Source organism: Devosia sp. XK-2 (assembly GCF_037113415.1).
Taxonomy (GTDB): domain Bacteria; phylum Pseudomonadota; class Alphaproteobacteria; order Rhizobiales; family Devosiaceae; genus Devosia.
The window spans coordinates 622,867-648,952 of record NZ_CP146608.1; the positions used below are offsets into that span (position 1 = coordinate 622,867).

23 protein-coding genes are annotated in these 26,086 nt (G+C 62.5%); 11 read left to right on the plus strand and 12 right to left on the minus strand.

Features of this window, described 5'->3' with window-relative positions; translation table 11 throughout:
- Nucleotides 1–107: 107 nt before the first annotated feature.
- The gene (locus V8Z65_RS03050) at nucleotides 108–1,940 is read right to left on the minus strand and encodes a sigma-54-dependent Fis family transcriptional regulator (RefSeq protein WP_338722443.1); all 1,833 of its coding nucleotides are present in this window, start codon (nucleotides 1,938–1,940) and stop codon (nucleotides 108–110) included.
- Nucleotides 1,941–2,145: 205 nt separating this feature from the next.
- On the opposite strand from V8Z65_RS03050, the gene adh reads away from it, so the two are divergent.
- The 3 genes from adh (at nucleotide 2,146) to V8Z65_RS03065 (ending at nucleotide 5,287) form a co-directional block, all read left to right on the plus strand.
- The gene (gene adh, locus V8Z65_RS03055) at nucleotides 2,146–3,666 is read left to right on the plus strand and encodes an aldehyde dehydrogenase (RefSeq protein WP_338722444.1); all 1,521 of its coding nucleotides are present in this window, start codon (nucleotides 2,146–2,148) and stop codon (nucleotides 3,664–3,666) included.
- A 146-nt stretch (nucleotides 3,667–3,812) separates the two neighbouring features.
- Complete coding sequence (locus tag V8Z65_RS03060; RefSeq protein WP_338722446.1) at nucleotides 3,813–4,196, plus strand: DUF779 domain-containing protein; 384 nt, start codon at nucleotides 3,813–3,815, stop codon at nucleotides 4,194–4,196.
- A gap of 161 nt (nucleotides 4,197–4,357) precedes the next feature.
- On the plus strand, nucleotides 4,358–5,287 hold the full coding sequence (locus tag V8Z65_RS03065) for a 2-hydroxyacid dehydrogenase (protein WP_338722448.1): 930 nt from the start codon (nucleotides 4,358–4,360) through the stop codon (nucleotides 5,285–5,287).
- Between the two features lie 54 nt (nucleotides 5,288–5,341).
- On the opposite strand, the gene V8Z65_RS03070 is transcribed toward V8Z65_RS03065, so the two are convergent.
- Together V8Z65_RS03070 and V8Z65_RS03075 are read right to left on the minus strand one after the other, a co-directional pair.
- A complete protein-coding gene (locus V8Z65_RS03070; protein WP_338722450.1) occupies nucleotides 5,342–5,680 on the minus strand; it encodes a cupin domain-containing protein in 339 nt (112 codons plus the stop codon).
- 48 nt (nucleotides 5,681–5,728) lie between these two features.
- The gene (locus tag V8Z65_RS03075) at nucleotides 5,729–6,193 is read right to left on the minus strand and encodes a GNAT family N-acetyltransferase (protein WP_338722451.1); all 465 of its coding nucleotides are present in this window, start codon (nucleotides 6,191–6,193) and stop codon (nucleotides 5,729–5,731) included.
- A 113-nt stretch (nucleotides 6,194–6,306) separates the two neighbouring features.
- Here V8Z65_RS03075 and V8Z65_RS03080 point away from each other — a divergent pair, with 113 nt between their 5' ends.
- Nucleotides 6,307–7,941 carry an alpha-glucosidase family protein gene (locus tag V8Z65_RS03080; protein ID WP_338722452.1) on the plus strand — a complete coding sequence of 545 codons (1,635 nt, stop codon included), beginning with the start codon at nucleotides 6,307–6,309 and terminating at the stop codon, nucleotides 7,939–7,941.
- A 47-nt stretch (nucleotides 7,942–7,988) separates the two neighbouring features.
- On the opposite strand, the gene V8Z65_RS03085 is transcribed toward V8Z65_RS03080, so the two are convergent.
- Genes V8Z65_RS03085 through V8Z65_RS03100 form a run of 4 tightly spaced genes read right to left on the minus strand, consistent with a single transcriptional unit; the run spans nucleotide 7,989 to nucleotide 11,129 of the window.
- The gene (locus V8Z65_RS03085) at nucleotides 7,989–8,291 is read right to left on the minus strand and encodes a hypothetical protein (RefSeq protein WP_338722453.1); all 303 of its coding nucleotides are present in this window, start codon (nucleotides 8,289–8,291) and stop codon (nucleotides 7,989–7,991) included.
- A 25-nt stretch (nucleotides 8,292–8,316) separates the two neighbouring features.
- Nucleotides 8,317–9,393: an AbrB family transcriptional regulator gene (locus V8Z65_RS03090; protein WP_338722454.1), complete on the minus strand. Its 1,077-nt coding sequence runs from the start codon at nucleotides 9,391–9,393 to the stop codon at nucleotides 8,317–8,319.
- 54 nt (nucleotides 9,394–9,447) lie between these two features.
- Nucleotides 9,448–9,945 carry an AAC(3)-I family aminoglycoside N-acetyltransferase gene (locus tag V8Z65_RS03095; RefSeq protein WP_338722456.1) on the minus strand — a complete coding sequence of 166 codons (498 nt, stop codon included), beginning with the start codon at nucleotides 9,943–9,945 and terminating at the stop codon, nucleotides 9,448–9,450.
- An 11-nt stretch (nucleotides 9,946–9,956) separates the two neighbouring features.
- Nucleotides 9,957–11,129 carry a M20 aminoacylase family protein gene (locus tag V8Z65_RS03100; RefSeq protein ID WP_338722457.1) on the minus strand — a complete coding sequence of 391 codons (1,173 nt, stop codon included), beginning with the start codon at nucleotides 11,127–11,129 and terminating at the stop codon, nucleotides 9,957–9,959.
- Nucleotides 11,130–11,369: 240 nt separating this feature from the next.
- Between V8Z65_RS03100 and V8Z65_RS03105 the strand changes: the two genes are divergently transcribed.
- From V8Z65_RS03105 to V8Z65_RS03135, 7 genes are all read left to right on the plus strand, one after another.
- On the plus strand, nucleotides 11,370–12,128 hold the full coding sequence (locus tag V8Z65_RS03105; protein WP_338722459.1) for an electron transfer flavoprotein subunit beta/FixA family protein: 759 nt from the start codon (nucleotides 11,370–11,372) through the stop codon (nucleotides 12,126–12,128).
- Nucleotides 12,128–13,051, plus strand: a complete 924-nt coding sequence (locus tag V8Z65_RS03110) for an electron transfer flavoprotein subunit alpha/FixB family protein (protein ID WP_338722460.1) — start codon at nucleotides 12,128–12,130, stop codon at nucleotides 13,049–13,051. Before V8Z65_RS03105 ends, V8Z65_RS03110 begins: the two co-directional genes overlap by 1 nt.
- Before the next feature lie 92 nt (nucleotides 13,052–13,143).
- Entirely contained in the window at nucleotides 13,144–14,328 is a 1,185-nt protein-coding gene (locus V8Z65_RS03115) for an amino acid aminotransferase (protein WP_338722461.1), read from the plus strand.
- 81 nt (nucleotides 14,329–14,409) lie between these two features.
- Complete coding sequence (gene fsa, locus V8Z65_RS03120) at nucleotides 14,410–15,063, plus strand: fructose-6-phosphate aldolase (RefSeq protein ID WP_338722463.1); 654 nt, start codon at nucleotides 14,410–14,412, stop codon at nucleotides 15,061–15,063.
- A gap of 113 nt (nucleotides 15,064–15,176) precedes the next feature.
- Nucleotides 15,177–16,235 carry an Mrp/NBP35 family ATP-binding protein gene (locus V8Z65_RS03125; protein ID WP_338722464.1) on the plus strand — a complete coding sequence of 353 codons (1,059 nt, stop codon included), beginning with the start codon at nucleotides 15,177–15,179 and terminating at the stop codon, nucleotides 16,233–16,235.
- A gap of 127 nt (nucleotides 16,236–16,362) precedes the next feature.
- Nucleotides 16,363–17,676 (plus strand): GH1 family beta-glucosidase, encoded by a 1,314-nt coding sequence (locus V8Z65_RS03130; protein ID WP_338722465.1) that lies wholly within the window; start codon nucleotides 16,363–16,365, stop codon nucleotides 17,674–17,676.
- 42 nt (nucleotides 17,677–17,718) lie between these two features.
- Nucleotides 17,719–18,300 carry a UPF0149 family protein gene (locus V8Z65_RS03135; RefSeq protein WP_338722466.1) on the plus strand — a complete coding sequence of 194 codons (582 nt, stop codon included), beginning with the start codon at nucleotides 17,719–17,721 and terminating at the stop codon, nucleotides 18,298–18,300.
- Nucleotides 18,301–18,379: 79 nt separating this feature from the next.
- Here the strand turns inward: V8Z65_RS03135 and V8Z65_RS03140 are convergent, their stop codons facing one another.
- The 5 genes from V8Z65_RS03140 to V8Z65_RS03160 form a co-directional block, all read right to left on the minus strand.
- On the minus strand, nucleotides 18,380–19,942 hold the full coding sequence (locus tag V8Z65_RS03140; RefSeq protein ID WP_338722467.1) for an ABC transporter ATP-binding protein: 1,563 nt from the start codon (nucleotides 19,940–19,942) through the stop codon (nucleotides 18,380–18,382).
- Nucleotides 19,929–20,777 carry an ABC transporter permease gene (locus V8Z65_RS03145; RefSeq protein ID WP_338722468.1) on the minus strand — a complete coding sequence of 283 codons (849 nt, stop codon included), beginning with the start codon at nucleotides 20,775–20,777 and terminating at the stop codon, nucleotides 19,929–19,931. The genes V8Z65_RS03140 and V8Z65_RS03145 overlap by 14 nt, the downstream gene beginning before the upstream one ends.
- Nucleotides 20,774–21,724, minus strand: coding sequence for an ABC transporter permease (locus V8Z65_RS03150; RefSeq protein WP_338722469.1), 951 nt, complete (start codon nucleotides 21,722–21,724; stop codon nucleotides 20,774–20,776). Before V8Z65_RS03150 ends, V8Z65_RS03145 begins: the two co-directional genes overlap by 4 nt.
- A 93-nt stretch (nucleotides 21,725–21,817) precedes the next feature.
- Nucleotides 21,818–23,296 carry an ABC transporter substrate-binding protein gene (locus V8Z65_RS03155; RefSeq protein WP_338722470.1) on the minus strand — a complete coding sequence of 493 codons (1,479 nt, stop codon included), beginning with the start codon at nucleotides 23,294–23,296 and terminating at the stop codon, nucleotides 21,818–21,820.
- A gap of 70 nt (nucleotides 23,297–23,366) precedes the next feature.
- Nucleotides 23,367–26,051, minus strand: a complete 2,685-nt coding sequence (locus V8Z65_RS03160) for a histidine kinase dimerization/phospho-acceptor domain-containing protein (protein WP_338722471.1) — start codon at nucleotides 26,049–26,051, stop codon at nucleotides 23,367–23,369.
- Nucleotides 26,052–26,086 lie beyond the last annotated feature (35 nt).

The following is a 26,086-nucleotide window of genomic DNA, read 5'->3' on the forward strand; positions in this document are numbered from 1 at the left end:
AACCTGCCGTCCAGACACTCAAGTGCCGGCCACGCCGCTTTTTCGTGCAGGTCCAGCTTGCGCAGCAGGGGTGGAAAGTGCTCTCATTCGCGCGGCTGCACGAACCCTCAATGTGCCTTTTCCGCCCAGACCAGCCGCCGATACAAGGTCGAGCGATCGATCCCGAGCGCGCGCGCCGCGGCTGATAGATTGCCCCGGTGCAGCTCAACGGCGCGCCGCATCGCCGCCTCGGTCAAGGCGCCCAGATCGCCCTCGGGAACAGATGCCGCCGCCCCGCGTGTCGGGGCGTGAATGTGATTGGGCAGATCGGACAGGGTCACGGTCCGTCCGGGGCCCGCCAATGCCGCCGTGGTCTTGAGGCAGTTGACCAGTTCGCGGAAATTGCCCGGCCAGTCATGGCTCTCGAGCCGGTCCAGAACGGTTTTGGGCAATGGACCATTGTCCGCATTGGTGCCGGTCCACAATGCCTCGATCAGCGCCCGCCGGTTCGCCAGTTCGGAGATTGAAGGCAGCCGGACAGTGAACTGGGCGATGCGGAAATAAAGATCGGATCGAAACTGCCCGGTCTCCACCATGGCGCGCAGATCACGGTTGGTTGCGCAAATCGCCACGAAGTCGGCTTTACGCGCTTGCCCGCTGCCGAGCGGAGCCACTTCCTTGTCCTGTAAAACCCGCAGCAGCCGCGACTGCAGCGCCAGTGGCATGTCGCCGATTTCGTCGAGAAACAATATCCCGCCCTCGGCCTGTTGCACCAATCCCTTCGCGCCGCCTTTGCGGGCTCCGGTAAAGGCGCCGGCCTCATAGCCGAACAATTCGGACTCGATCAGGCTTTCGGGGAGCGCCGCGCAATTGACCGCCACGAATGGTTTGCCGTCTCGGCTGGATCGCTTGGCCAGATGGCGTGCGAACACTTCCTTGCCCGTGCCGGTCGCTCCGGTGATCAGGACAGGGATATCGGCTTCGATCAGCCGCAGCGCCTTGTCGAGCGCGATTGTCGCCTCTTCAGTCAAATATGGCGCGGCGTCCCGCACCACGGCGCCCGTTGCATAAAGCTTGTGTCCAGCCTTTTCATCGGGCCTCTGAATGCTCGCGGCAAAGCTGTCGCCCGATACGCCGCGCAACTTTTCTTCCAGGACATCGAACAGGTCGCCACGACGGGTCTTGCGGAACGATAGGCGCTCGAGCCGCAACAGGTTCAGGGCTCGCCGATTGCCCGCTACAAGCTGCTCGCCATCGAACACCAGCACACCCTCGCGGGGTGTCCCCAGCATATCGGCGGCCTTGTGAAAGCGCACAATGGTCTTGCCCTCAAAGCCCTTGGCGAAGAAGCGGTGTTCAATCTGTTCCACCGCCAGCCGCACCAGCCCCAAGGCATGAGTATGTTCGGTTGACGCGTGACCGGACATGTCCAGCACCCCGGCCAGCTTGCCGAACGGATCGAAAATGGGCGACGCCGCGCAATGGAGAATTTCATGCGGCTCGTAAAAGTGTTCGGCGCCATGCACCGCTATGGCCCGCCGTTCCGCCAGTGCCGTACCGATAGCATTGGTGCCGGTGGATTGCTCGGTCCAGGCGACGCCCGGTTGCAAAGCGACGCGTGCCGCCTCACCGGCAAATTCCGAATTGCCGACCACGTCGAGCAATGTCCCGCTCGCGTCGGTCAGGATGACCACGCTGGACGTATGCTTGGCTTCGGCACGCAAGGTCGACAGTTCGGGGCGGCTCATGAGCCGCAGCGCTTCGTTCTGTTGCTGCAATTGGCGCAGTTCGGCGGCAGTCATGGGCTCGGCGCTGAACCGGTCGCCAACGTCCAGGCCCTGTTCGGCGCAGCGCTGCCACGATCTGAGGATCGGCGCTGGCACTAGGCCTTCAGGCAGCGTCTGCCCGGAGAAGAATTTTTCTCGCGCCCGCGCAAGTGATAGATCAGACGATATATCCATTCCAATCCTCCACCTCAGATGTGGCAGTTTGCAACAAGTGTTGCATCTCCCATCGTCTCTGATTGTTGCAAAGTGTTGCACCACGGATCGGGGTCGTAAAGCAAAACCCGCGTCACCAAGACTTGCGCTTTAAAATCAAGCCCTTGGCTGAACTGGCACGCCCATTGCTGATGAGGCTTCCATTCAAGAACCAAGGGAGGAAGCCTTGAACAAACCCGAATTTATTGGCCAGCGCACTAAGTCACCCTACAAGGCCAAATACGGCAACTATATCGGCGGACAATGGGTGGACGCCGCCGATGGCGAAACCTTTGACAACACTTCTCCCGTCACCGGTCAGGTGATTTGTGAAGTCGCCCGCGGCAAGGCCGCCGATATTGAGCGTGCACTCGACGCGGCCCACAAGGCCGCTCCGGCCTGGGGTCGCACGTCACCGGCAGAGCGCGCATTGATGCTCAATCGCATAGCCGATCGCATGGAGGAAAACCTCGATCTCATCGCTCTCGCCGAAACCTGGGACAATGGCAAGCCGATCCGAGAAACCAAGGCCGCCGACATTCCCCTGGCCATCGACCATTTCCGCTATTTCGCCGGCGCCATTCGCGCCCAGGAAGGCAGCATCTCCGAGCTCGATCACGACACCGTCGCCTATCACTTCCACGAGCCCTTGGGCGTGGTCGGTCAAATCATTCCTTGGAACTTCCCCATCCTTATGGCGGTTTGGAAACTCGCCCCGGCTCTGGCCGCAGGCAATGCCGTCGTACTCAAGCCCGCCGAGCAGACCCCGGCCTCCATCCTCTTGCTCATGGAGTTGATTGAGGACCTGATCCCGCCCGGCGTCGTCAACATCGTCAATGGCTTTGGCCTTGAAGCGGGCAAGCCGCTGGCCTCGTCCAATCGCATCGCCAAGATCGCCTTTACCGGCGAGACCACGACAGGCCGGCTGATCATGCAATATGCCAGCCAGAACCTCATCCCGGTTACGCTCGAACTGGGCGGCAAGTCGCCCAACATCTTCTTCAAGGATGTGCTCGAGGAAGACGATGACTTCTTCGACAAGGCGCTTGAGGGCTTTACCATGTTCGCCCTCAACCAGGGCGAAGTCTGCACCTGCCCCAGCCGCGCCCTGATCCAGGAAAGCATCTATGACCGCTTCATGGAACGGGCGATCAAGCGCGTTGAGGCGATCAAGCAGGGTTCACCCTTGGACGATGCAACCATGATCGGCGCGCAGGCCTCATCCGAGCAATTGGAAAAGATCCTGTCCTATCTCGATATCGGCCGTCAGGAAGGCGCCAAGGTGCTGACGGGTGGCGAGCGCAATATGCTCGAAGGCGAATTGGCCGGTGGCTATTACGTCAAACCGACCGTCTTTGCCGGCAACAACAAGATGCGCATCTTCCAGGAAGAAATCTTCGGCCCGGTGGTCTCGGTCACCACCTTCAAGGATGAAGATGAAGCGCTCGCCATTGCCAATGACACGCTTTACGGCCTTGGCGCCGGCGTCTGGACCCGCAACGCCAACCGCGCCTACCGCTTCGGTCGCGGCATCCAGGCGGGACGTGTCTGGACCAATTGCTACCACGCCTATCCGGCTCACGCGGCCTTTGGTGGTTACAAGCAGTCCGGCATCGGTCGCGAAAACCACCGCATGATGCTCGATCATTACCAACAAACCAAGAATATGCTGGTCAGCTACAGCCCCAAAAAGCTCGGGTTCTTCTAAGCCGCGCTCCTCCCGTAGCGCAGCGCCCGGGGCCGACCTCCCCCGGGCGCACATCTCCATTCCGGCCTGTCGCCCGAGACACCAACCCCGTCTCTCCCCCATTGGCGTTGCAGGCCGGAATGGCCCTTCTTCCCAGGGAGTCTGTCATGACCAATCCCGTGCCACGTGTCATCGCCACCGATGCTGCTCTCGCCCTCATCAGCCAGATCACCGCGCGCCATGGCGATATCCTATTTCACCAGTCAGGCGGCTGTTGCGATGGCTCTTCGCCCATGTGCTATCCCAAAGACGATTTCATCATCGGCGACCGCGATGTGAAAATGGGCGAGATCGGCGGTTTTCCTTTCTACATGTCGCCCAGCCAGTTCGACTACTGGCAGCACACCCAGCTCATCATCGATGCTATTCCCGGTCGCGGCGGCATGTTCAGTCTGGATAACGGCACGGAACAGCGGTTTCTGACCCGGTCGCGCGTTTTCACCGATCAGGAGCATGCAAACCGGGCACCAACCAGCGTTGGAGTGGGGTAGAAAACTGGTCATCCCAAATACACGGCGCCGCCCTCGGATCCAGTCCGAGGGCGGCCCGGTGTTCGATGAGGGCGAGGCCTTCCGAACCCATTTCCCACCTCCCGCCCTTGGCCTGGTCGCACCCCGTCGTTAGTCTCCCCGTCAAAGGGAGTCGCGCCGCTATGACCATCGAAATTCTCCAAACCCAGCCTCTGCTGGCCTCCTGTGAAGAGGCCCTGTCGGCGCGTTACGTCGTCCACAAACTCCACGATATGTCCGACAAAGCTGGCTGGCTGGCCGAGAATGGCGCGCGCATCCGCGCCCATGCCGGCTCGGGCGTGCGGGCCGATTTGATGGATGCGCTGCCCAATCTGGAAATCATCGCCAGTTTCGGCGTCGGTTACGACAATATCGACATTGCCGCCGCCAAGGCCCGCAATATCCGTGTCACCAACACGCCCGACGTCCTCAATGATGCGGTCGCCGAATTGACCATCGGCTTGATGATCTCCCTCGCCCGGCGCATTCCGCAATCGGACCAGTTCGTCCGCCAGGGCAAATGGCCCAATGCCAATTTTGGCCTCTTCTCCGAATTGACCGGCAAGACGGTGGGCATTCTCGGGCTTGGCCGCATCGGCAAGGAAATTGCCACCCGTGCCCAGGCCATGAAAATGCGCGTGGTCTATTATGGCCGGCATCACCAGAAGGCCATGCCCCATATTTACTATGACAATCTCGAGGATATGGCTCGCGACAGTGACTGGCTGGTGGTCATCGCGCCCGGCGGCAAGGGCACCGAGGGGATTGTGTCGCGAAAAGTGCTGGAGGCCCTGGGCCCCAAAGGCTGCGTGGTCAATGTGGCGCGCGGCACGCTCATTGATGAAAAAGCCATGGTGGAGCTGCTGCAAAATGGCGGCCTGGGCGGCGCGGCGCTCGATGTCTTTGAAAACGAGCCGCAGGTCCCCGCCGCATTGTTCGATCTCGACAATGTCGTGCTTTCGCCCCACCAGGGCAGCGCCACTCACCAGACGCGCGACGCCATGGGCGCATTGCTGGTCGCCAATCTCGAACGGCATTTCGCCGGCGAGCCGCTGATTTCAGCGGTGGTTTAGCCTTCTATTCTTCCCCCCATCGGGGCAGAAGAATAGACAGCGTTCGCCTTGCACTCACTCCAGGTCCACCTGGCTGATCGTGCCCGCCGCGTGGATGCAGACAATATCGAGCCGGTCCGGCCCCAGATTGGTGAACTTATGGGGGGTATTGGCCGGTGCAATGGCTATGTCGCCCGGCCCGACCTCGAAGCGTTCCTCGCCGATAATGACTTCGGCCCGGCCGCGCCGCACCACCCAGGTTTCCGGGTAGGGATGGACATGCAGCACCGGACCTTGTCCGGGCTCATTGTCCACCGCGAAAAAGGAAATCGGCGTGTCATAGGCCGCTCCTTCGAATTTGATAGTCCGGCTTTTCGACTTCGGCCGGTCGGCAGCGCGCAGGATATGGGTCATGAAATGTCTCCTTTGCGACATGACGGGCGGCCAGGGCCGCTTTCGACATCATGCTGTCTCGACCATGTAGATGCCATGTGGCTCACCATCGAGTGTAATGGTTTCAATCAATTGCCAATCCTCGGCCTCGAACAGATGCCTGGCATGAGCGCTCAAGGCGAAAAGCCGGCCAAAACCGAGCTTGCGGGCCTCCACTATCGCGCGGTTGAGCAGGCTTCTAGCCACGCCGCGGCGGCGGCACGCCGGGTCGACCAGCAGCCCGCCAATCCATGGCCTGCGGTCGGTGACCAGTTCGCCACTCGTCTCGGTCAGCGCACAGGTGCCCGCCAGCCCTCCGTCGAGATGGGCGACAATCCCGAGCGGCAGCCGGTCGCGCACCGATCTTTGTTCCAGGTCGTGCCGCGCCGAAGCCTGCCCCGTCCCGTACCAGTCCGCCCATTCCCGTTCCATCAGCCGGGTCAGGGGCGCAATCAGGTCCGCGCGATCGGCCAGTAAATCTGTTGAAATCGTCATCCTCTCGCCACGCGCAGATTAGAGCTGCATTCTCTCCGATTAACACCGCGCCCGGAACCCGGTAATTTCGGCCCATCTTTGATAGGGTCCCCTTGGGCCCAAGGAGCGGTTTGATGAGTGATTGGTGGCGCGGCGGAGTGATCTATCAGGTTTATCCGCGCTCGTTTCAGGACAGCAATGGCGACGGGATAGGGGACCTGCCCGGCATTATCGACCGGCTCGATCACATTGCCGGCCTTGGCGTGGACTGTATCTGGCTTTCGCCCATCACCCAGTCGCCCCAGGCCGATATGGGCTATGACGTCTCCGACTATGTCGAGGTCGATCCGCTTTTCGGCTCTTTGCAGGACTTTGATCTCCTGATCGAGCGCGCCCATGCCCTGGGCCTCAAGGTCATTATGGACCAGGTCGTCAGCCACACCTCCGACCAGCATCCCTGGTTCCGCGAATCCTGCCTGTCAAAGGACAATGCCAAGGCCGATTGGTATGTCTGGGCCGATGCCAGGCCAGACGGCTCCCCGCCCAATAACTGGCTCTCGGTCTTTGGCGGCTCGGCTTGGGAATGGCATACTGCGCGCAAGCAATATTACCTGCACAATTTCCTGACCTCACAGCCGGATCTCAATTACCACAATCCCGCCGTTCAGGATGCGGTGCTCGAAGTCATGCGCTTCTGGCTCGAGCGCGGGCTCGATGGCTTCCGGCTCGACACGGTCAATTACTATTTCCACGACGCCAAACTGCGCTCCAATCCGCCGCTCAAATCCTTGAAGGGCCAGCCGGCGACCAATCCCTATGACATGCAGAGCCACAAATTCTCCAAGAGCCAGCCGGAAAATGTCGGCTGGCTGAGAAAGGTGCGCAAGCTTCTCGACCAATATCCCGGTGCCACCACCGTGGGCGAAGTCGGCGACGACGAGCGTGGCCTGGAATTGATGAAGCAATATACCTCCGGCACCGACCTGCTGCACCAATGCTATTCTTTTGATTTTCTGGGCCCCAAATTCACCGCCAAGCACTTCCGCTCCAAGGTGGAGGCCTTCTTTGCCGGCGGGGAGACCGGCTGGCCCTGTTGGAGTTTCTCCAACCACGACGTCATTCGCCATGTGACGCGCTGGGCGCCGCATAGCGTCAATCCGGCCGATCTCTCCCGCCAGGCCGCGGCGCTGGCCCTCACGCTCAAAGGCTCGGTGGGTCTCTATCAGGGTGAGGAGCTGGGCCTGCCCGAGGCCGATATTCTCTACGAGGAGTTGACCGATCCGCGCGGCATGCGCTTCTGGCCCGAGGATAAGGGACGCGACGGCTGCCGCACGCCCATGCCCTGGCAGCATCACCTGGCTCATGCCGGCTTCACCAGCGGCACGCCCTGGTTGCCCGTCAAGCATGCCCAGTCCGCTCTCAGCGTCGACCTGCAGGACAAGGATCCGCATTCAACGCTGAATTACTACCGCGCCATTCTGGCCTGGCGCAAAAGCCATCCCGCCCTGGTCACCGGAGATATCCGTTTCTTCAAATGCGACGAGCCGGTCCTCGCCTTCTCGCGCTCCGCCGGAAACAAGGACCTGATCTGCGTGTTCAATTTGTCGGCCCAAGACCGCGTCGTGAAGCTCTCCAAGGTCGAGTTGACGCTGGAGCCTGTCAGCCACAATGCCCGATTGGATGGTGCCAGTCTCAAGCTCGGCCCCAATGGCTTCGCCATTCTCCCCGCCCCGGCTGGAGAGGGCAAAGTCAGCTTCAAGGCCCGCTAACCTTGGTTGAATGAATATCGTCCCGGGGAAAACTCCGGGACGGCGCCTCACATATAGACCCGCTCGAAGCTGTCGGGGTGGAAGAACTGCATTTCCTCTCCACCGCCGGGCTTGCGCACAAAGGCGCGGATGCAGCCGCCCCACATTTCAGCCGAGGTGGCATCAACGCCAAGGCGCCGCAGCGTCATCAGGTTGAACTCGTTCTTCTCGCTTTCAGTGAAGCTGCCGCCGATATTGACGCCGAAGGAAATGCTGACGCCCGGCCGGGACACCTGACACTGGACGGTGGAGGCCTGCGCGCCCCCTGCAAGTGCCAGCGTGAGCATGAGGGCAATGCCGGTTCGGATCATCTTCGGGTCTCCTTTTGGGCAAGTTTCACCGCAAATTGTGGCTGCCTTGCGTCCGTTTTTCCTGCCAACGGATCAGCATGACCACCGCCGGTATCGCAAAGCTCAGCATCAATAGCCGGATGACATGGTGGGCGGCGATGAAGGCCGTGTCATAGCCTAGCGCAATGCCCAGCGCGCCCATGCCCTCAAGGGCGCCGGGCGACAGCGCCAGCCAGATTTGCCCGAACGGCATATCCACCAATTGCGTCACCACCAGCGCCACCATGGTCACGATGCTGACGGTCATGGCCGTGGCGATCAGCCCACCGGTCGCGGCGGCCATGAATTCGCGTCTCGTGATGCCGACAAAACGCGACCCGATCAGCGCCCCGGTCAGTACGAATGTGCAGATCACCAGCGGTACGGGCATGGCCTGTGTATAAAGGCCACCCAGTTTGGCTGCCGTAGCCATTGCCATGGCGCCGAGGACCATGCCGGCGGGCACTTTGAGCCCCATGAACACCAACCCCATGACCACGCAGCCTGCCGCCAGAACCAGCAATTGCAGCGGGTTGAGAAAGGCCGAAGCGGCTTGCGTCGCAAAATGATCGATCGGCAGGAAAACCGCGCCGATCGGGACGGCAATGGTCAGCATCAGGATGCGGATCACCTGGATGATCACGATCTGCCGCGCATTGCCCACGCCGGTGGCGGCAATCCCCATCACGAAGGACAAATGTCCTGGAAACGAGCTGAGATAGGCGGTGCCGGCATCGAGTTTGAAAATCTTGGTCAGCATCCAGCCGGTCGTGGCGATAATGATCACCAGTTCGATGGCCAGTGCGGTGAGCGAAATGGGCCAGCTTCCCAGCAATCGCAGGCTGTCCGGCGCAACACTGGCGCCCATGGACATGCCGATCAGCACGAAGGCTACATTGCGCAGCCCCTCCGGCATGGTCACCGGCGCACCCAGCATGGCGGTAATAGTGACAGCCAGCGCGCCGCCCATCAGCCAGCCTGCCGGCAGCCCGAGCAACATGGCCAGGCCTCCACCCGCCGCGGAAATGACGAGGGTAAGCAGGACGGCCGGGACATCGGAACGGATATTCAGCGGAAAGGGCATGACGGCTGAGGCCTTACCCCATCCCGATCCAGGGCAAAAGATTGATCGCAAGGATCAATATGGGCGCCCGGCCCCCGATGCCCGCCCCGCTGGGGCGGGACGCACCGGAATATCGAAATGCATCACATCTTCGCGGGTGCCCAGCTTGGTATAGAGCGCAACGGCGGGCTCATCGACATAGTCGGCCTGCACATAGACCACCCAGGCGCCTCTTTGGGATGCAATATCGCATAGCTGCCCGATCAGTTCGGTGGCGATGCCCTTGCGTCTTTGGGCTGCCGAAACGGCCAGATCGTAGATATAGACCTCGGCGCGTTCGCTTTCGAATTTGGACAGTTCATAGGCCACCAACGCGCCGATAACGGCGCCAGCCTCGATCGCCATCAGCGCGTGAACCGTCTCCTTTGCGAGGAGCTCTCGCACATAACGATCGCTGGGCGGCGTGGCCAGGTAAGTCGTCTCGTCCTCGAAGACCTCCGCAAACAGGCCGTTCATCTGCCGGAACAGACCGATATCGTCCGGTCCCAGCCGCTTGATCTGCCAGTTGCTCATCGATACCTCCTTTATCCTGCGTCGGCGGGCAGCGCCTTTTCCACCAGTCGCACCCAATAGCTCACGCCCACCGGAATGGCCTCGTCATTGAAGTCATATGTGTCGGTGTGCAGCTCGGTCGAGTCGCCATTGCCCAGGAAGATATAGGCCCCGGGGCGCTCGTTGAGCATGAAGGAAAAATCTTCGCCGCCCATTGAGGGCGCAGCGTCCGCATCCACTCTTTCAGGGCCGACGATCTCGCGCGCCACTGATGCAGCAAAATCGGTCTGCGCCGGGGCATTGACCGTCACCGGATAGCCGCGCGCATAGCGCATGCTGGCCTCCGCGCCGAAGCTCTGGGCAAATTGCGGCACGAATTCATTGAGCCGCGCTTCGATGAAATCCTGCACATCGCCATCGAGCGTGCGCACGGTGCCGGTGATCTTGGCGGTGCGGGAAATGACATTGTCGGCCTCCCCGGCCTCGACCATGGTCACGCTGAGCACCGCGCTCTCCAGCGGATCGAGATTGCGCGACACGATGGTCTGCAGCGCCGTCACCATCTGGGCGGCCACGATAATCGGGTCGACGGTCACATGGGGCCGGGCCGCATGGCCGCCCCTGCCGGTAATATCGATATAGAACCGGTCCGTGGCCGCCATGATGCCACCGGCGCGAATGCCGAATGTGCCCACTGCCATGCCCGGCCAATTGTGCATGCCATAGACTTCGGCAATGTCGAACCTGTCCATCAGCCCGTCGTCCAGCATCACCTTGCCGCCGCCGCCGCCCTCTTCGGCCGGCTGAAAGATCAACGCCACCCGCCCGTCGAAATTGCGGGTCTCGGCAAGGTATTTCGCCGCGCCCAGCAGCATGGCGGTATGCCCGTCATGGCCGCAGGCATGCATCTTTCCCGCGACCGTGGAGGCATGCGGCAGCCCGGTTTTTTCGGTCATGGGCAGGGCGTCCATATCGGCTCGCAGGCCAATGGTCCTGCCGCCCTTTCCGCGGCCGTTGATAACCGCGACAACGCCTGTCTGGCCGATCCCGGTCACCACCTCGTCGCAGCCGAACGCCCGCAATTTGTCCGCAACGATACCCGCCGTCCGGTGCACATCGAACAGCACTTCGGGATGGGCGTGAAAATCTTTGCGCCAGGCGGCAATTTCGGGCTGGAATTCGGCAATGCGATTGAGAACAGGCATTCAATAATCCGGGGTCGGGAGGGGCAGGACAATGTTTCTGCCCTTTTCATGCGCGTCAACCTTAGCTGATTTGGGCGGGTATGGGCAGGCGGTCCCCCTGCGGCACCTGCGCCCGCCGGTACCGCTTTCCAATCTTTCGTTTCAGACCGAACCGAATTTCCCCCTCTGCGCCTTGCCCCGGCGGGCCGATTTTGCGATTTGAGGCGCCATGACCGGGTCTTGCCCAGAAAAAGGTTGGCTATGAAAATCCTCGTCGCCGTCAAGCGCGTGGTTGACCACAATGTCCGCATCCGGGTCCGGCCCGACGGCTCGGGCGTTGAGACCAATGGCGTGCGCATGTCCATGAACCCCTTCTGCAAGCATGCCGTGGAAGCGGCCGTGCAATTGGCCGAAGCCGGTTCGGCCGATGAAGTCGTGATCGTGTCCATTGGTCCAAAAGCGGCTAATGACGTCATTCTGACCGCTCTGGCCATGGGCGCCCATCGCGGCATTCTGGTGGAAAGCGATCAGTCGCTTGAAACTCTGGTTATCGCCAAGCTTCTGGCCAGGATCGTCGATGAGGAACAGCCCGATCTGGTGCTGCTCGGCAAGCAGGCGGTGGACGACGACAGCAATCATGTCGGCCAGATGCTGGCGGCCCTGACCGATCGTCCTCAGGCCACCTTTGCGTCCGAAATCAAGCTCGATGGCAATGCGCTCGAAGTTACCCGCGAGGTCGATTCGGGCCGCGAAACCATTGCCCTGCCGCTGCCCGCCATTGTCACCGCCGATTTGCGGCTCAATACCCCCCGCAACGCGGCCCTGCCCATGGTCATGAAGGCTCGTTCCAAGCCCCTGGCCGTCCGTCCGGTCGCCGAATTCGGGGTTGATCTGACGCCGCGTCTCAAGGTCGAGCAGGTTGCGTCGCCGCCCGAGCGCGCCGCCGGCAAAAGGGTCAATTCCGTTGCCGAGCTCGCCACCGCCATCGCTGCCGACATCAACGAGATGGAGGCGATCTGATGAGCGTTCTGGTTCTCGCCGAGCTCGATAATGGCGCTCTGTCGGCGTCCACCGCCCGGATCGTCGCTGCAGCATCCCAACTCGGTCCGGTCGATCTCCTGGTCCCCGGGCCCGCCGCCGCCGCCGATCAGGCCGCGACAATTGCCGGCATTGCCAAGGTCATTCACGCCAAAGAGGTCGTGCTGGCAGACGGCCTAGCCAATCTGCTCGCCGGACTGGCCGAGCCCTACACGGTCATCGCGGCCGCCGCCTCGACCACCGGCAAGGACGTCATGCCGCGCCTGGCCGCCAAGCTCGACATCCAGCCTGTCACCGATATCGTCGCCATCGAGGCGCCCAACCGCTTCGTGCGGCCCGTCTATGCCGGCAATGCGCTCGAAACCGTCACCGACGGCCAGGCAAAGCATGTCCTGACCTTCCGCGCCTCGGCCTTCCGCCCGGCTGCCTCGGGCAATGCCGCACCCATCCAGCCGCTGGACGCCCAAATCGCCTCGGCGGCCCGCTTCATCGCCGCCCATCGCACCCAAAGCGACATTCCCGATCTTTCTACCGCGCAGATCGTTGTCGGTGGCGGTGTTTCGGTCGGATCGGCCGAAGGCTTCAAGCTTGTCGAACAGCTCGGCCATGTGCTGGGCGCGGCCATTGGCGCCACCCGCGCCGCAGTCGATGCGGGCTACGCACCCAATGACTGGCAGGTTGGCCAGACCGGCAAGATCATCGCGCCGGACCTCTATATCGCCGTGGGCATTTCCGGCGCGCTGCAGCATCTGGCCGGCATTCAAGGCGCCAAAAAGATCATCGCCATCAATACCGATCCCGAAGCGCCTATCGTCAAGATCGCCGATCTGGCCCTGATCGGCGATCTTTTCGAGATTCTGCCGCAACTGACCGCCGAATTGGAGAAATCGGGCCTCAAACGCTAGCGTCCGCCAAGGGGTCTTTTCCTCAACTCCAATTGCAAAATGTCATGAGCCGCCTATAAAGGCCGCGCCTTCTCACCGGATCTTCGGAAAAAATGTTCGAAACCCTCTCCAAGGCCCCTGGCGACAAGATTCTGGCGCTCATGGGCGAATATGCTGCCGACCCGCGTCCCACCAAGATCGACCTCGGCGTCGGTGTCTATAAGGACGAAAAAGGCGTGACCCCGGTCATGTCTTCGGTCCGCAAGGCCGAAGAGCGCATGCTTTCGAACCAGAAAACCAAGACCTATCTCGGCATTGCCGGCAATAAGGGCTTCGGCACCGCCGTGCTCGATCTGGTGCTGGCTGGCAGCGTCGATCGCGCCCGTGTCCGCGTCGCCCAGGCGCCCGGCGGCACCGGCTCGCTCTGGGTTTTGATGCAGCTCATCAACCGCGCACGCCCCGGCGCCACCATTCACGTGTCCGATCCCACCTGGGCCAACCACAATCCCATTGCCATCGGCTCCGGTCTCAAGGTCGCCACCTATCCCTATTTCGATCCCGCCACCCGAGCGGTGAAATTTGACGAGATGCTGGCCGCGCTCGACGCGCTCGGCGCGGGCGATGTCGTGCTGCTGCATGGGTGCTGCCACAACCCGACCGGCGCCAATCTGTCCGAGGCGCAATGGGATCAGGTTGCCGCCTCGCTTGCGCGCACCGGTGTCTTGCCGCTTATCGATCTGGCCTATCTCGGTTTCGGCGACGGTATCGAACCCGACGCCTATGGCACCCGCAAGGTGCTCTCTGCCGTTCCCGAAGCGCTCATCGCTTTCTCCGGCTCGAAGAATTTCGGGCTCTATCGCGAACGCATCGGCGCCGCCATTCTCGTCGCCCGCGATGGCGAACAGGCCGATATCACCAATTCCCAGCTTCTCAACATCATTCGCGGAGCTTATTCGCAACCGCCTGACCATGGTGCCGAGATCATCCGCACCATTCTTGAGGACGCCGACCTGCGCGCCGACTGGGAAGCGGAATTGGCACAAATGCGCGGCCGCATGATCACCCTGCGCCAGAAACTGGCCGATGCGATCCGCCAACGCTCCAATTCAAGCGATTTTGACTTCGTCGCCGACCATCGCGGCATGTTTTCGCTTCTCGGCCTTCCGGTTGCGGCGGTCGACCATCTTAAGGCCGAAAACGGGGTCTATATGACCTCCGATAGTCGCATCAATGTTGCCGGCATACCCGAAGATCGCGTCGGTGATCTGGCCGATGCCGTTTTGGCCGCCATACGCTGATCCCAGCGCTTGCGGCGGCCCGCCGGCATGTCTACATCTGGTCTAAGCGCCAGACAGAATTCGAGTTTTTAGGAGGGAACGATGAAGTTCTTCGTCGACACTGCAGATACCGCCGCCATCAAGGAGCTTCACGATACCGGGCTTCTCGATGGTGTGACCACCAACCCCTCGCTGATCGCCAAATCCGGCCGCGACTTCAAGGAAGTCATCGCCGAGATTTGCGGCATCGTGCCGGGCCCCGTCTCGGCCGAAGTGGCAAGCCTGGAATTTGACGGCATGGTCGCCGAGGGCGAAACCCTGGCCAAGATCGCGTCCAACGTGGTCATCAAGCTGCCGCTGACCATGGACGGCCTCAAGGCGACCAAATATTTCAAGGAAAAGGGCGTTAAGACCAATGTCACGCTCTGCTTTGCCGCCAATCAGGCCCTGCTGGCCGCCAAGGCCGGCGCGACCTATATCTCGCCCTTTATCGGCCGCCTGGACGACATCAATCTCGACGGCATGGAGCTGATCGAGAACATCCGCCAGATCTATGACAACTACCAGTTCGAAACCCAGATCCTGGCGGCCTCGATCCGTTCGGCCAACCACGTCACTCAGGCCGCTCTCGCCGGTGCGGACGTAGCCACCATTCCGCCCGATGTCATCAAGAAGCTGGCCCTGCACCCGCTGACCGACAAGGGCATTGAAGGCTTCCTCAAGGATTGGAAGGCCACCGGCCAGTCGATCCTTTAGGCTCCGTCCCTATCGGAAGTCCTCAAGGCGCGCTTGTCGAACCTTGAGACGGAACAAAGACCTCGCCCGTCGACAAGCGCATGGGTGAGGTCTTGCTTTTTCGAGATTTCGCCATGGCCGACACCGACCTTTCTGCCCAGATCAAAAATGCTCTCGCCGAGGTGGAAATCCCCGGCGGCGGCGATCTGGCCAGCTATGGCGGCCTCTCCGACATCATCGTCACGCCCGGAGCCATCGCTTTCGCCATCGCGGTGGCCCCCGGCATGGAGGCGGCCTTCGGCCCGGCCCGCGAAGAGGCGCAAAAGCGCGCCCAGGCCCTTGGCGGGGCGCGCAAGGTCATGGTGTCGCTGACCGCCGAAAAGTCCAATGCCCCCAAATTCGGTCACGGTGGCGCCCAGCCGCAGGGCAAAACGCGGGTCAATGGTGTCAAGCGCATCATCGCCGTTGGCTCCGGCAAGGGCGGCGTCGGCAAATCGACGACGGCCGTCAATATCGCCTTGGCCCTGGCCGCCGAGGGCCTCAAGGTGGGCGTGCTCGATGCCGATCTTTACGGCCCCTCTGTGCCCAAGCTTCTCGGCATCGAGGGCAAGCCGGCCATTCGCGACGATGGCATTTTCACCCCGCACGAGGCCTTCGGCCTCAAGGTCATGTCCATCGGCTCCATGCTGGTACCGGGTCAGGCCGTGGTCTGGCGAGGGCCCATGGCCACCTCCGGCCTGCGCCAGCTCCTGCGCGAAACCGATTGGGGCGGGCTCGATGCGTTGATCATCGACCTGCCGCCCGGCACTGGTGATATCCATATCGCGCTATTCCAGCAGACAATTGTGGATGGCGTCGTCATCGTCTCGACCCCGCAGGACCTGGCGCTGATCGACGCGCAGAAGGCCATCGACATGCTGCGTCGCATGTCCGTGCCCGTGCTCGGTCTGGTCGAGAACATGAGCTATTTCATCGCCCCCGATACCGGCAATCGGTATGACATTTTCGGCACTGGCGGTGCCGAAAAAGCAGCCGCGCGGCTCGAAATTCCCTTCCTCGGTCCGATCCCGCTGGTCATGTCTATTCGCGAGGGCTCCGATGCCGGCACACCGCCGATGTCGGCCGCCCCCGATGGCCCCGAGGCCAATGCCTACCGCCTGATTGCCCATAGGCTAGTGACGAGTCTCTCATGATTCATCTCCCGCAATGTTGAGGCACGTACACCATTTGTATCGATTGCTGAAATCGATTGCATAAGCCGCGCAAGCGATGCTATCGGCCTTCCAACAACAGGCGACAAGCCGCCGCTATGGAGGGGAAATGTTCTCGTTTGACCGCCGCGATTTCGGTGCCGATTTCACTTTTGGCGTCGCCACGGCCGCCTATCAGATTGAAGGCGGGCAGGGCGACGGGCGCGGCTCATCCATCTGGGACACATTCTCGGCCACACCTGGCAATGTGCACAATGGCGATACGGGCCTCAATGCCTGCAACCACTACGAGCTTTGGCCTCAGGATCTCGATCTCATTCGCGACGGCGGCTTTGACGCCTATCGCTTCTCTTTCGCCTGGCCGCGCCTCATTCCCGAGGGCACGGGCGCGATCAATCAGGCAGGTATCGACTTTTACGACCGCCTGATCGACGGCATGCTCGAACGCGGCATCAAGCCCTATGCCACCCTCTATCATTGGGATCTACCCTCGGCGCTGCAGGATCGTGGCGGCTGGATGAACCGCGACATCGCCAATTGGTTCGCCGATTACGCCGCGCTCGTCGCCAGCAAGTTCGGCGATCGGCTTGAAGCCACCGCCACCATCAACGAGCCCTGGTGCGTGGCCTTCCTCAGCCACTTCTTGGGCGTGCACGCCCCCGGCTATCGCGATTTTCGTGCTGCGGCCCGCGCGATGCACCACGTGCTGTTCGCCCATGGCACCGCTATCGATGCCCTGCGTGCGGCCGGGACAAAAAATCTTGGCATCGTGCTCAACCTCGAAAAAGCCGAACCGGCGACCGACAGCGAAGCCGACAAGTCGGCTGCCAATTTCGGTGATGCCTCGTTCAATCGCTGGTATCTCGGCGGCGTACTCAAGGGCCAATATCCCAAGGAAATGACCGATTGGCTGGCGCCCTATCTGCCGGCCAATTACCAGGACGATATGGCCGTGGTGTCCCGCCCGCTCGATTGGCTGGGCATCAACTATTATACCCGTGGTCTCTATACCGCATCGACCCAGCCCGGCCGGCCGGTGGAACAGGTCAAGGGCCCGCTGGAAAAGACCGATATCGGCTGGGAGATTTATCCCCAGGGCCTCACCGATCTGCTGATGCGCGTCGCCAACGACTATACGAAGCTGCCCATCTACGTCACCGAAAACGGCATGGCCGAAGTCGAGGGCGATAACGATCCGCGGCGCGTGAAATACTACGAGGATCACCTCAAGGCCGTGCTCGCCGCCCGCAATGCCGGCGCCGATGTGCGCGGCTATTTTGCCTGGTCGCTGCTCGACAATTACGAATGGGCCGAGGGCTATAACAAGCGCTTCGGTCTGGTGCATGTCGATTACCAGACCCAGAAGCGCACGCCCAAATCCAGCTATCGGGCGTTCCAGGGCCTGTTGCACAATTCCCGTTGATCAGGTCTAAGGTCGGGCTTTCCGTTCAAGAGCCCGACCGTCATGACATCAGAATTCGGCGATCTGCCAGAATCCCTTCTTCGTCTCGACGACGTGCTGCTCAATGGCGGCGATGACGCCATGCTCCTCACCGAGCTGGATGGTTTTCTCTGCGCCATTGCGGTCAGTCCGGGGCCGATTGCCAAATCCGAATATTGGCCCTTTGACTGGGCCGCCGATGAGCGCGGCATGCCATTGCCTGGCTTTGAAGAGTTCGAGGCCTTGGTCGATGCGCGCCTGGTCGATATCGAAACCGAATTGGCCGCCGGCGAATATGGCCCGCTCTATGAGGTGGACGACGACACCGGCGAAATCATCTGGCAGGCCTGGATCGCAGGCTTCCAGCAGGCCATGCTGCTCCGCTATGACGCTTGGGATGCGCTGCTGCGCGACACCGATGATGACGAACGGGGCGAGGCGGCCATGGGGTTGGCCTCCGGCCTGATGCTGTCCGACCCGACCAACCATCCCGACGATACGGCGAGCGACGACGATTGGGCGCAATATGACGCCGCCATGAGCGCCATGCCCGAAGTGCTCGCGCAGGTTGCCGTGCTGCTCTATCGGCTGCACAAGCAGAACTAGAGCGTTTCCAGCAAAAATGGCGACGGTTCTGCTCCTCGGGCCTCGACCCGAGGATCGGAAACGCGACAAACAAAATGCCCTAGGCGACTTCGGGCAGCCGCGCCTCCATCAGGGCCTTGGTCAGTGGATGCTGCGGCTTGGCAAATAGCTGCTCCGGCGTTGCCGCCTCGACAATCCGCCCCTTTTCCATCACCAGCACCCGGTCGGCCATGGCGGCGACCATGTCTAGGTCGTGGCTGATGATGAGATAGGTCAGGCCGTGTTCCGCCCGCAGGCGGGACAGGAGGGCGAGCACCTCGCCGCGCACTGACACATCCAGCGCCGAAACCGGTTCATCCAGCACCAAAAGCCGCGGTCGCGTCACCAGCGCCCGTGCAATGGCCAGTCGTTGCCGCTGCCCGCCCGAAAATTCGTGCGGATAGCGTGCCAGCATGTCCCTGGGCAGTCCCACCGCTTCAATGGCTTCATGCATCCGCGCCTCATGCGCCTGCCGCGACATCTGGCCCAGCAGATGCAGCGGCTCGCCCAAGGACGCCCCGATTGTCATGCGCGGGTCGAAACTGCTGAACGGGTCCTGGAACACCAGCGACATGCCGGCCCGCAGGAGCGGCGGCAGGTCGCGGCCGCGATAGGCGGCGCCGTCGAAAACTAGGCGCCCCCCGCTCACATCGTCCAGACCGACGATCATGCGCGCCAATGTGGTTTTGCCGCAGCCCGAGGGGCCCACAAGCGCCACGCATTCGCCTGTCGCGATTCCGAGGTCCACGGCCTTTACGGCATGTACGGGTGCCTTGCGCCAAAGCCAGAACCCGCCCTGGCGATAGACACGGCTCACAGCCTCCGCCTGCAGGAGCGGCGCCTCATCTGTCTGCTGTGCCGCGGGCGCTATGTCGCGCCGCACCATCCGGCTTGCGGCCAGAAGCTGGCGCGTATAATCCGCCCGCGGGCTCTTAAAGACCGTGTCGGCTTCGCCTTCCTCGACCACTTGCCCGGCGCGCATCACCACGACATGTGTACACAGCGCCGCCACCGCCCTTATGTCATGGCTGATAAAGAGCAAGGTCATGTTCCGGCGTCGGCATACCTCCAGGATCAGATCGAGCACCTTGCGCTGGGTGATGACATCGAGGGCCGAGGTCGGCTCATCCGCGATCATCAGGTCCGGGCGGCTGGCCAGGGCCATGGCGATCATCGCTCTCTGCCTTTGCCCGCCGGAAAGCTGATGTGGATAGCGCCCGCCATGCGCCGGATCCAGCCCCACCTCGTCCAGCAGATCGGGCAGATCCGCCATGTCATCGGCGCCGGCCAGGCCCATCGCCTCCTGGATTTGCGCGCCGACCGTCATCAGCGGATTGAGCGCGGTCATCGGTTCCTGGAACACCATGCCGATGCGCTTACCGCGCAGCCGCGCCATCTCCCGCTCCGCCTGGGGCAGGGGCACGCCGTCGAACCGAACCGCGCCGGAAAGGCGCGCAGCCTCAGGCACCAGCCCGGCAATCGCCAATGCCGTCAGCGATTTGCCCGATCCGCTTTCCCCAATGATGCCGAACCGTTCGCCGGGCGCGATTTGCAGCGACAGCCCCGCCACCGCCAGGTTCTGGCCAAAGGCAATGGTGAGGTCTGTGATATCAACCAGCGCCATGGCTCAGCCCTTCATGTCTGAGGCGCGGGTCCATGGCATCGCGCAATCCGTCTCCGGCAATATTGAGCGCAATGACGATCAAGACGATCGTCAGCCCCGGCACCAGGCTGAGGCTGGGATGGATCAGAAACAGGCTCTGCGCGTCGCGCAGCATCAGCCCCAGGCTCGTCTCGGGCGGCTGTGTTCCCAACCCGATATAGCTCAGGCCCGCCTCGGCCAGAATGCCCAGTGAGAGCTGAATTGTGCCCTGTACGATCAACAGGCTCATAATATTGGGCAGCAAGTGCCGCGCGGCGATGGCGGCGCGTCCCAACCCGGCCAGCCGCGCCGCGGCCACATAGTCCTGCGTCGCGATGGCCAGGGCGCCGCCCCGCGCCACCCGCGCGAAAACCGGAACATTGAATATGCCGATGGCAATGGTGGCATTGGTCGCACCCGGCCCGGCCAGTGTCGCGATCAGAATGGCCACCACAACGGCCGGGAAGGCGAAGGTGAGATCGGAAAGGCGCAACACCAGCCATTCCACCGCGCCGCCCCAGGCCACCGCCGCCAGCCCCAGCGGCACCCCGATCCCCGCCCCGATCACGACCCCGAGCGAGGCGACGACGAAACTGGTCAGCGTGCCGCTCATCACCAGGGAAAGCATGTCGCGTCCCAAATGGTCGGTGCCCAGCCAGTGCTCCGGCCCCGGCGCCATGAAGCGCCGCGCAATAGCGATCTGTTCGATGGGATAGGGCGTCCACCACAGCGAGACGACGCCCAATAGGGCAAAGATCAGGGCCGCAGCCAGGCCTGCCGCGAGACCGGGATGGTGCCGGATCGTCTGCCAGTTCATGCGTCCCGCCCCCTCAGTCGTGGGTCCACCAGGGCGTAGCAGAGATCGGTTACCAGCATGGTGGCCGTGGTCACCACCACCAGCACCATGGTCGCGCCGCCCACCAGCACCAGGTCCCTTTCGGAAATGGCGGTGAAGATCAGCCGCCCCAGCCCGGGCAGGTAGAACACATTCTCCACAATGATCGTACCGGCGATCAGATAAGCGAATTGCAGACCCAATATGGTCAGCACCGGCAATAGGGCATTGCGCACTCCATGCCGCCAGATCGCCTCGCTCTTGGTCATGCCCTTGGCCCGCGCCGTGCGGATGAAATCCTGCTCGGTCACATCGACCAGCGCCGTCCGCATCACCCGCGCCAGGATCGAGGCTTGCGGCAGCGCCAGCGCCAGCCCAGGCAGGATCAGGCCTTTAAGAGCCGCCCCCGCATCCTCGCTCCAGGGCACGAAACCGCCAGTAGGCAGCCAGCGCAGCGTCACCGCAAAGACCAGCGTCAGCAACATGCCGAACCAGAAATTGGGAACTGCAACACCTGTCTGTGCCAGCACCATAAGCGCGGTATCGGTCGCCTTGCCCCGCCGCATCGCGGCCAGAATGCCGATGGGCAGGCCGACGGCCACCGAAACCACCATGGCGATCAGCGAGAGCGGCAGGGTCACCGCCATCCGGTCGGCTATCAGCCCGGCGACGGGCAGTCTCTGAGTGGTGGAAAGGCCGAAATCCCCCGCCAGCATCCCTCCGACCCAGCGCAGGAAACGCATATGCGCAGGCGCATCGAGCCCCATCTGTGTCCGCAGTGCCGCGACCGCCTCGGGTGTGGCATTGATGCCCAGAATGAACCGTGCCGGATCGCCGGGCAGCAGGTCGAGGAGAAGGAAGATGATCAATGCTGCGACAAGCAGCGTTGCGATAAATCCGGCAATGCGGCGGATGAGGAAAAGGGTCATGCGGCTTCGCCTGCATAAGCACGGAGCCGCCCTCGGATCACGTCCGAGGGCGGCGCGGCAATTGTGGCGACGGCGGAGTGGCGCCGGAGCGGATCACTCCACCCAGTGAATATCGCGCAGCACCACGCCTTCCACTGGTGCGTTCTGCCACATGCCTTCGAGCTTGGCGTTCCACACCCCGGTCTGGGCCAGTTCGAACAGATAGCCGTTGACCGCATCCTTGGCGATAATGGTCTGGATGGCCTGCGCCAGCCGCTTGCGCTCCGCCTCGCCAGTCGTGGCGTTGAGCGTCTCATTGAGCGACTGAACTTCAGGATTGTCATAGCCGAAGTAGTAGTCGGGGTTGGCATAGATGCCAATATCGAAGGGCTCGACATGGCTGATGATGGTCAGGTCGAAATCCTTGTTGGCAAACACATCTTCCAGCCATTGTGCCCATTCCATATTGATCAGTTCCAGCCTGATGCCGACCTCGGCGAACTGGCTGGCAATGATCTGCCCCGATAGCCGCGCATAAGCGACCGGCGGCAATTTCAGCGTCGCGGAAAATCCATCCGCATAGCCGGCCTCGGCCAAGAGCGCCTTGGCCTTTTCCACGTCGTGCGGATAGGTGTCGACGAGGTCGAGATAATAGGGATGGTGCGGCGCAAAATGCGTGCCGATAGGCACGCCATAGCCATAGGTGGCGCCATCGATGATTTCCTGCCGGTCCAGCGCATGCGCCATGGCCTGGCGCACCCGCAGATCGGTGAAAGGCTCTTTCCGGTTATTGGTGGACAGGATGGTCTCGCCCTCGGTCGAACCGACAAGCACCTTGAATTGCGGATTGTTCTCAAACACCGCCAGGGCCTCGGTGGCGAAATTATTGGTGCCATCCACATCGCCGGCCAAAAGCGCATTGGTCAGCGTTGCCGTATCGGAAATGAACACATAACTGGCTTTGGTCAGCGCCGGTTTTTCGCCCCAATAGGGACCATATTGCTCCAGCACCACCCGGCTGCCGCGATCCCATTGGATGAAGGCGAAGGGCCCCGTGCCGATCGGCTCGGCGCCATTATTCTCTGCGCTTTCCGGCGCCACGATCACCGCATCGCCCCGCCCGAGATTGAACAGAAACAGTCCATCGGGCCGCGACAGGTTAAATTCCACAGTGGTCGGGTCCACCACGCTCACCGCAGAGATCGGCTCATAGAGCGCCTTTTGCGCGTTGACACTGTCCTCGGCCAGCAATCGCTCGAAGGTGAATTTCACATCTTCGGCGTCAAATGCCGTGCCGTCATGGAAGGTCACGTCCTCGTGCAGGTCAAAGCGATAGGTCAGCCCATCATCGGAAATGGTCCAGCTTTTCGCCAGCCCCGGCTGCACCGCGCCGGTCTGGTCGATCCGCACCAGCCCCTCAAAGACATTTTGATAGACCACCACGTCGATAGCCTCGGCGGTCCCCGCCGTCGGGTCCAGCGCCGGCGGCTCGAGGGCGACCCCGATGCGGATTTCGGTGGGCTGGGCCAGAACCGGGCCTGCTGCCAGCATCAGGCCTGCCGCCGCCAGTGCCAGGGTCTTGCGCGCAATCATGATGGTTCCTCCAAAAGGCCTGTGTCCGGACAACAGATATAGAGAACGCACGGGGCCATGTGTAGCGCGGCTACTCGGCCTCTTCTGCGTCCTCGCTCGCTTCGATCAGCCGCCGTTCATCGACCAGATCGGCGGGAATTTTGAGCGTGAACAGCATGCCCTCTGCACCGGCCGGATCGACCGACAGCGATACCGCATTGACCGCCAGCAAGGAACGGGTCAGCGCCAGGCCCACGCTTGAGCGCACCGGCCGCAAAATCTGTCCTTCGCGTCCCACGCCATCGCGGAACACCACGAAGCGCTCAGCCATGTCGACCGCATTGGCCGATCCGTCGCGTACATGAATGGCAATTGAGCCATCGTCATGCCGTTGCGCCGAGATAACCACCGCGCCGCCCATGGGCGTCTGGTCGATGGCGCTGGCCAAAAGGTTCAACACCGCCTGTGCCAGCGATGCGCGGTCGGCGGTGACGCGCGGCAGCATTTCGGAAATGGCATTGCGCACGATCACCCGCGCGCCATTGGCCTGGTCGCGAATGCGCAGCACGCATTGCTCGAGCAGGCCGGTCATGTCCAGGCTCGCGCGCTGCGGCAGATAGCGGCCATCGCGCAATCGCGCATAATCGTCCAGCTCGTCCACCAGGGCGGCGATTTCCTGGCCCGCCTGCGCAATATCGTCCGCATAGGCGGCGTAGCGCTCATTCTCCAATTCGCCGAAGGCCTTGGAGCGGATAATGTCGGAGAACCCGATAATGGTATTGAGCGGGCGCCGCACGCCACGGCTGATCCGGCCCAATAGCGCCGGATCGATATCGCTGGCCGAGCCGATGCGGGCCGGGGAGATGTCGCGCAGCTTGACCAGCCCGAAATAGCCCGAGACCACGCCGGCCTGCCCTTGGGCAAACAGCAGGATATCGGCTTTGCCGTCTTCCGAACGCAAGGTCAGGCAGGGGCGGGCGGTTTCGGCAAAGCGGGCCGGACGTTCCAGAAATGCTCTCAGGGCAACCGCGTCGTCCCGTGCCACCAGCGCCGATATCGGCCGGCCCGTCATCGGCTTGCCGCCGCTCAGCATGGCAGTGGCCGCCGCGCTGGCCGCGCTCACCATGCCATTGCGATTGGCCTCTAGAAATCCGTCGCCGCGAATATCGGCAAAGGTCTGGGCGAAGGCCTTGACCGCATCCTCGTGGCCGGTGCGCACCTCGGTGGTGCTGGCCGACAGCATCAGGGCAGGGCGGCCATGCCAGGAGATCGATTGCAGCCGCGCCGTAACCGGCACCAGCGTGCCGTCGCGCTGTACCAGATGGTTGACCGGACCGGCCTCTCGTCCTTCGGTCCCCATCACCGGGAATATGGCGCCCAGCCCCGCATGGCGCAGACTCTCCACCGAGTCGTAGCCGACCATTTCGGTAATGGCGCGATTGGCGAACAGCACCTGCTGGTCGCGGAACACCAATATGCCCAGCGGCAAGCGGTTAAGCACCAGCGTTTCGCCGCCCAGATTGACCAACGCGCCCGAATTGCCTGGCGATTGCCCCGCCGGTAAAGCCGGTTCGGCCGGCGCCGCGGCCGATTGGCTGCGCTCGCCCACCCGGTCGTTGAGAATACGCGACAACTCGTCGAAATTGTATCGCGATACCCGCTCGACCTGCTCGGGATCGGGCGGCGGCGGCTCGGTGGCGGTCTGGGCCGGTTCGGCCTCATGCGCGGCGCCCGGCGTAAATCCGCGTCCGGTTATCTTATAGAATTGCGTCGTCAGTGCTTGGACAAGGTCATCGGCCGGTGCCTCCGTCTCCGGCTCCGCCGACTCTTTGGGTGTCTCGACCGGCATGGGCGGCGTATCGTCGGCCTCGGTCAGCGGCGTGTAGAGCGCCTCGTCGTCGGCCAGCTTTTCCACCAGCTCGCTCAGGCGTCGCGATACCCCCCGCAAGTCTTCCTCCGCCCCGTCCGGCGCCGGTCCGGTCTCCTGCGCTTCTTCGGGCGCGTCCTCGTCCAGCGCCTGGTCTTCGGCCACAGCCGCAATCGCCTCGAAAATGCTCGTCACTTCCGCGGGCGCCGCTGCCGCGCTGTCCGCCTCCTGCTCGTCCAGGGCGTCGGACCAGTGTTCGGGATCGTCGGTGCCCGCCGGCGGCTGGTGCGGCTCAGCCGGCGCATAGGCGGTTTCGGCATCGCCTTCCTGCCAGCTCTGCAGCTCGCGTAAATAGGCGGCGTCCTCGGCAATGGGCGCCGCTGTGCCCTCGGGCGCCACGGCCTCCTGTGCCATTGCGGCACTATCGCCCGGTTCGGCGTCGGTCTTCTCCGCTAGCTCGGCGGCCGGCAGTTGCGCGCTCTCGGCCTGCGCGGCCTCCAGCACGTCCGGCGCGATCGGGTCGACGCCCACGATCAGCAGCACCGCTTCATGGTCCTCCCAATTGAGCGGTGTGGTGGCGCAGGTGGCCGATAGCGGCTTTTCTCCGGCCAGAAACTGAATACGGGCAAGGCTGGTGCGTCCCATCGAGCCCAGGCGGATGATCCGTGCGACCTGCCCCTTGATCGGTGCTGCGGGCGCCGCGCGCTTGAGACCATGTTTCTTGACCTTGGCATGGAACAGCGCGGCGGCGGCATTGGACCAGATCAGGCGTTGGCCATCCTGCGACCAGAGCCAGGCCGGGCGTGAATCATCCTCATGCTGCTGCACGCGGCGCGCATCGGGCAAATTGTTCCAGCGGTCATCCATGGACTGCCTTTGTCTGGTCGCGACCTCGTTGGCTTGTGCCATTCCGGCACAAATGTCCGAGGTTCCTTAAGTGTTCT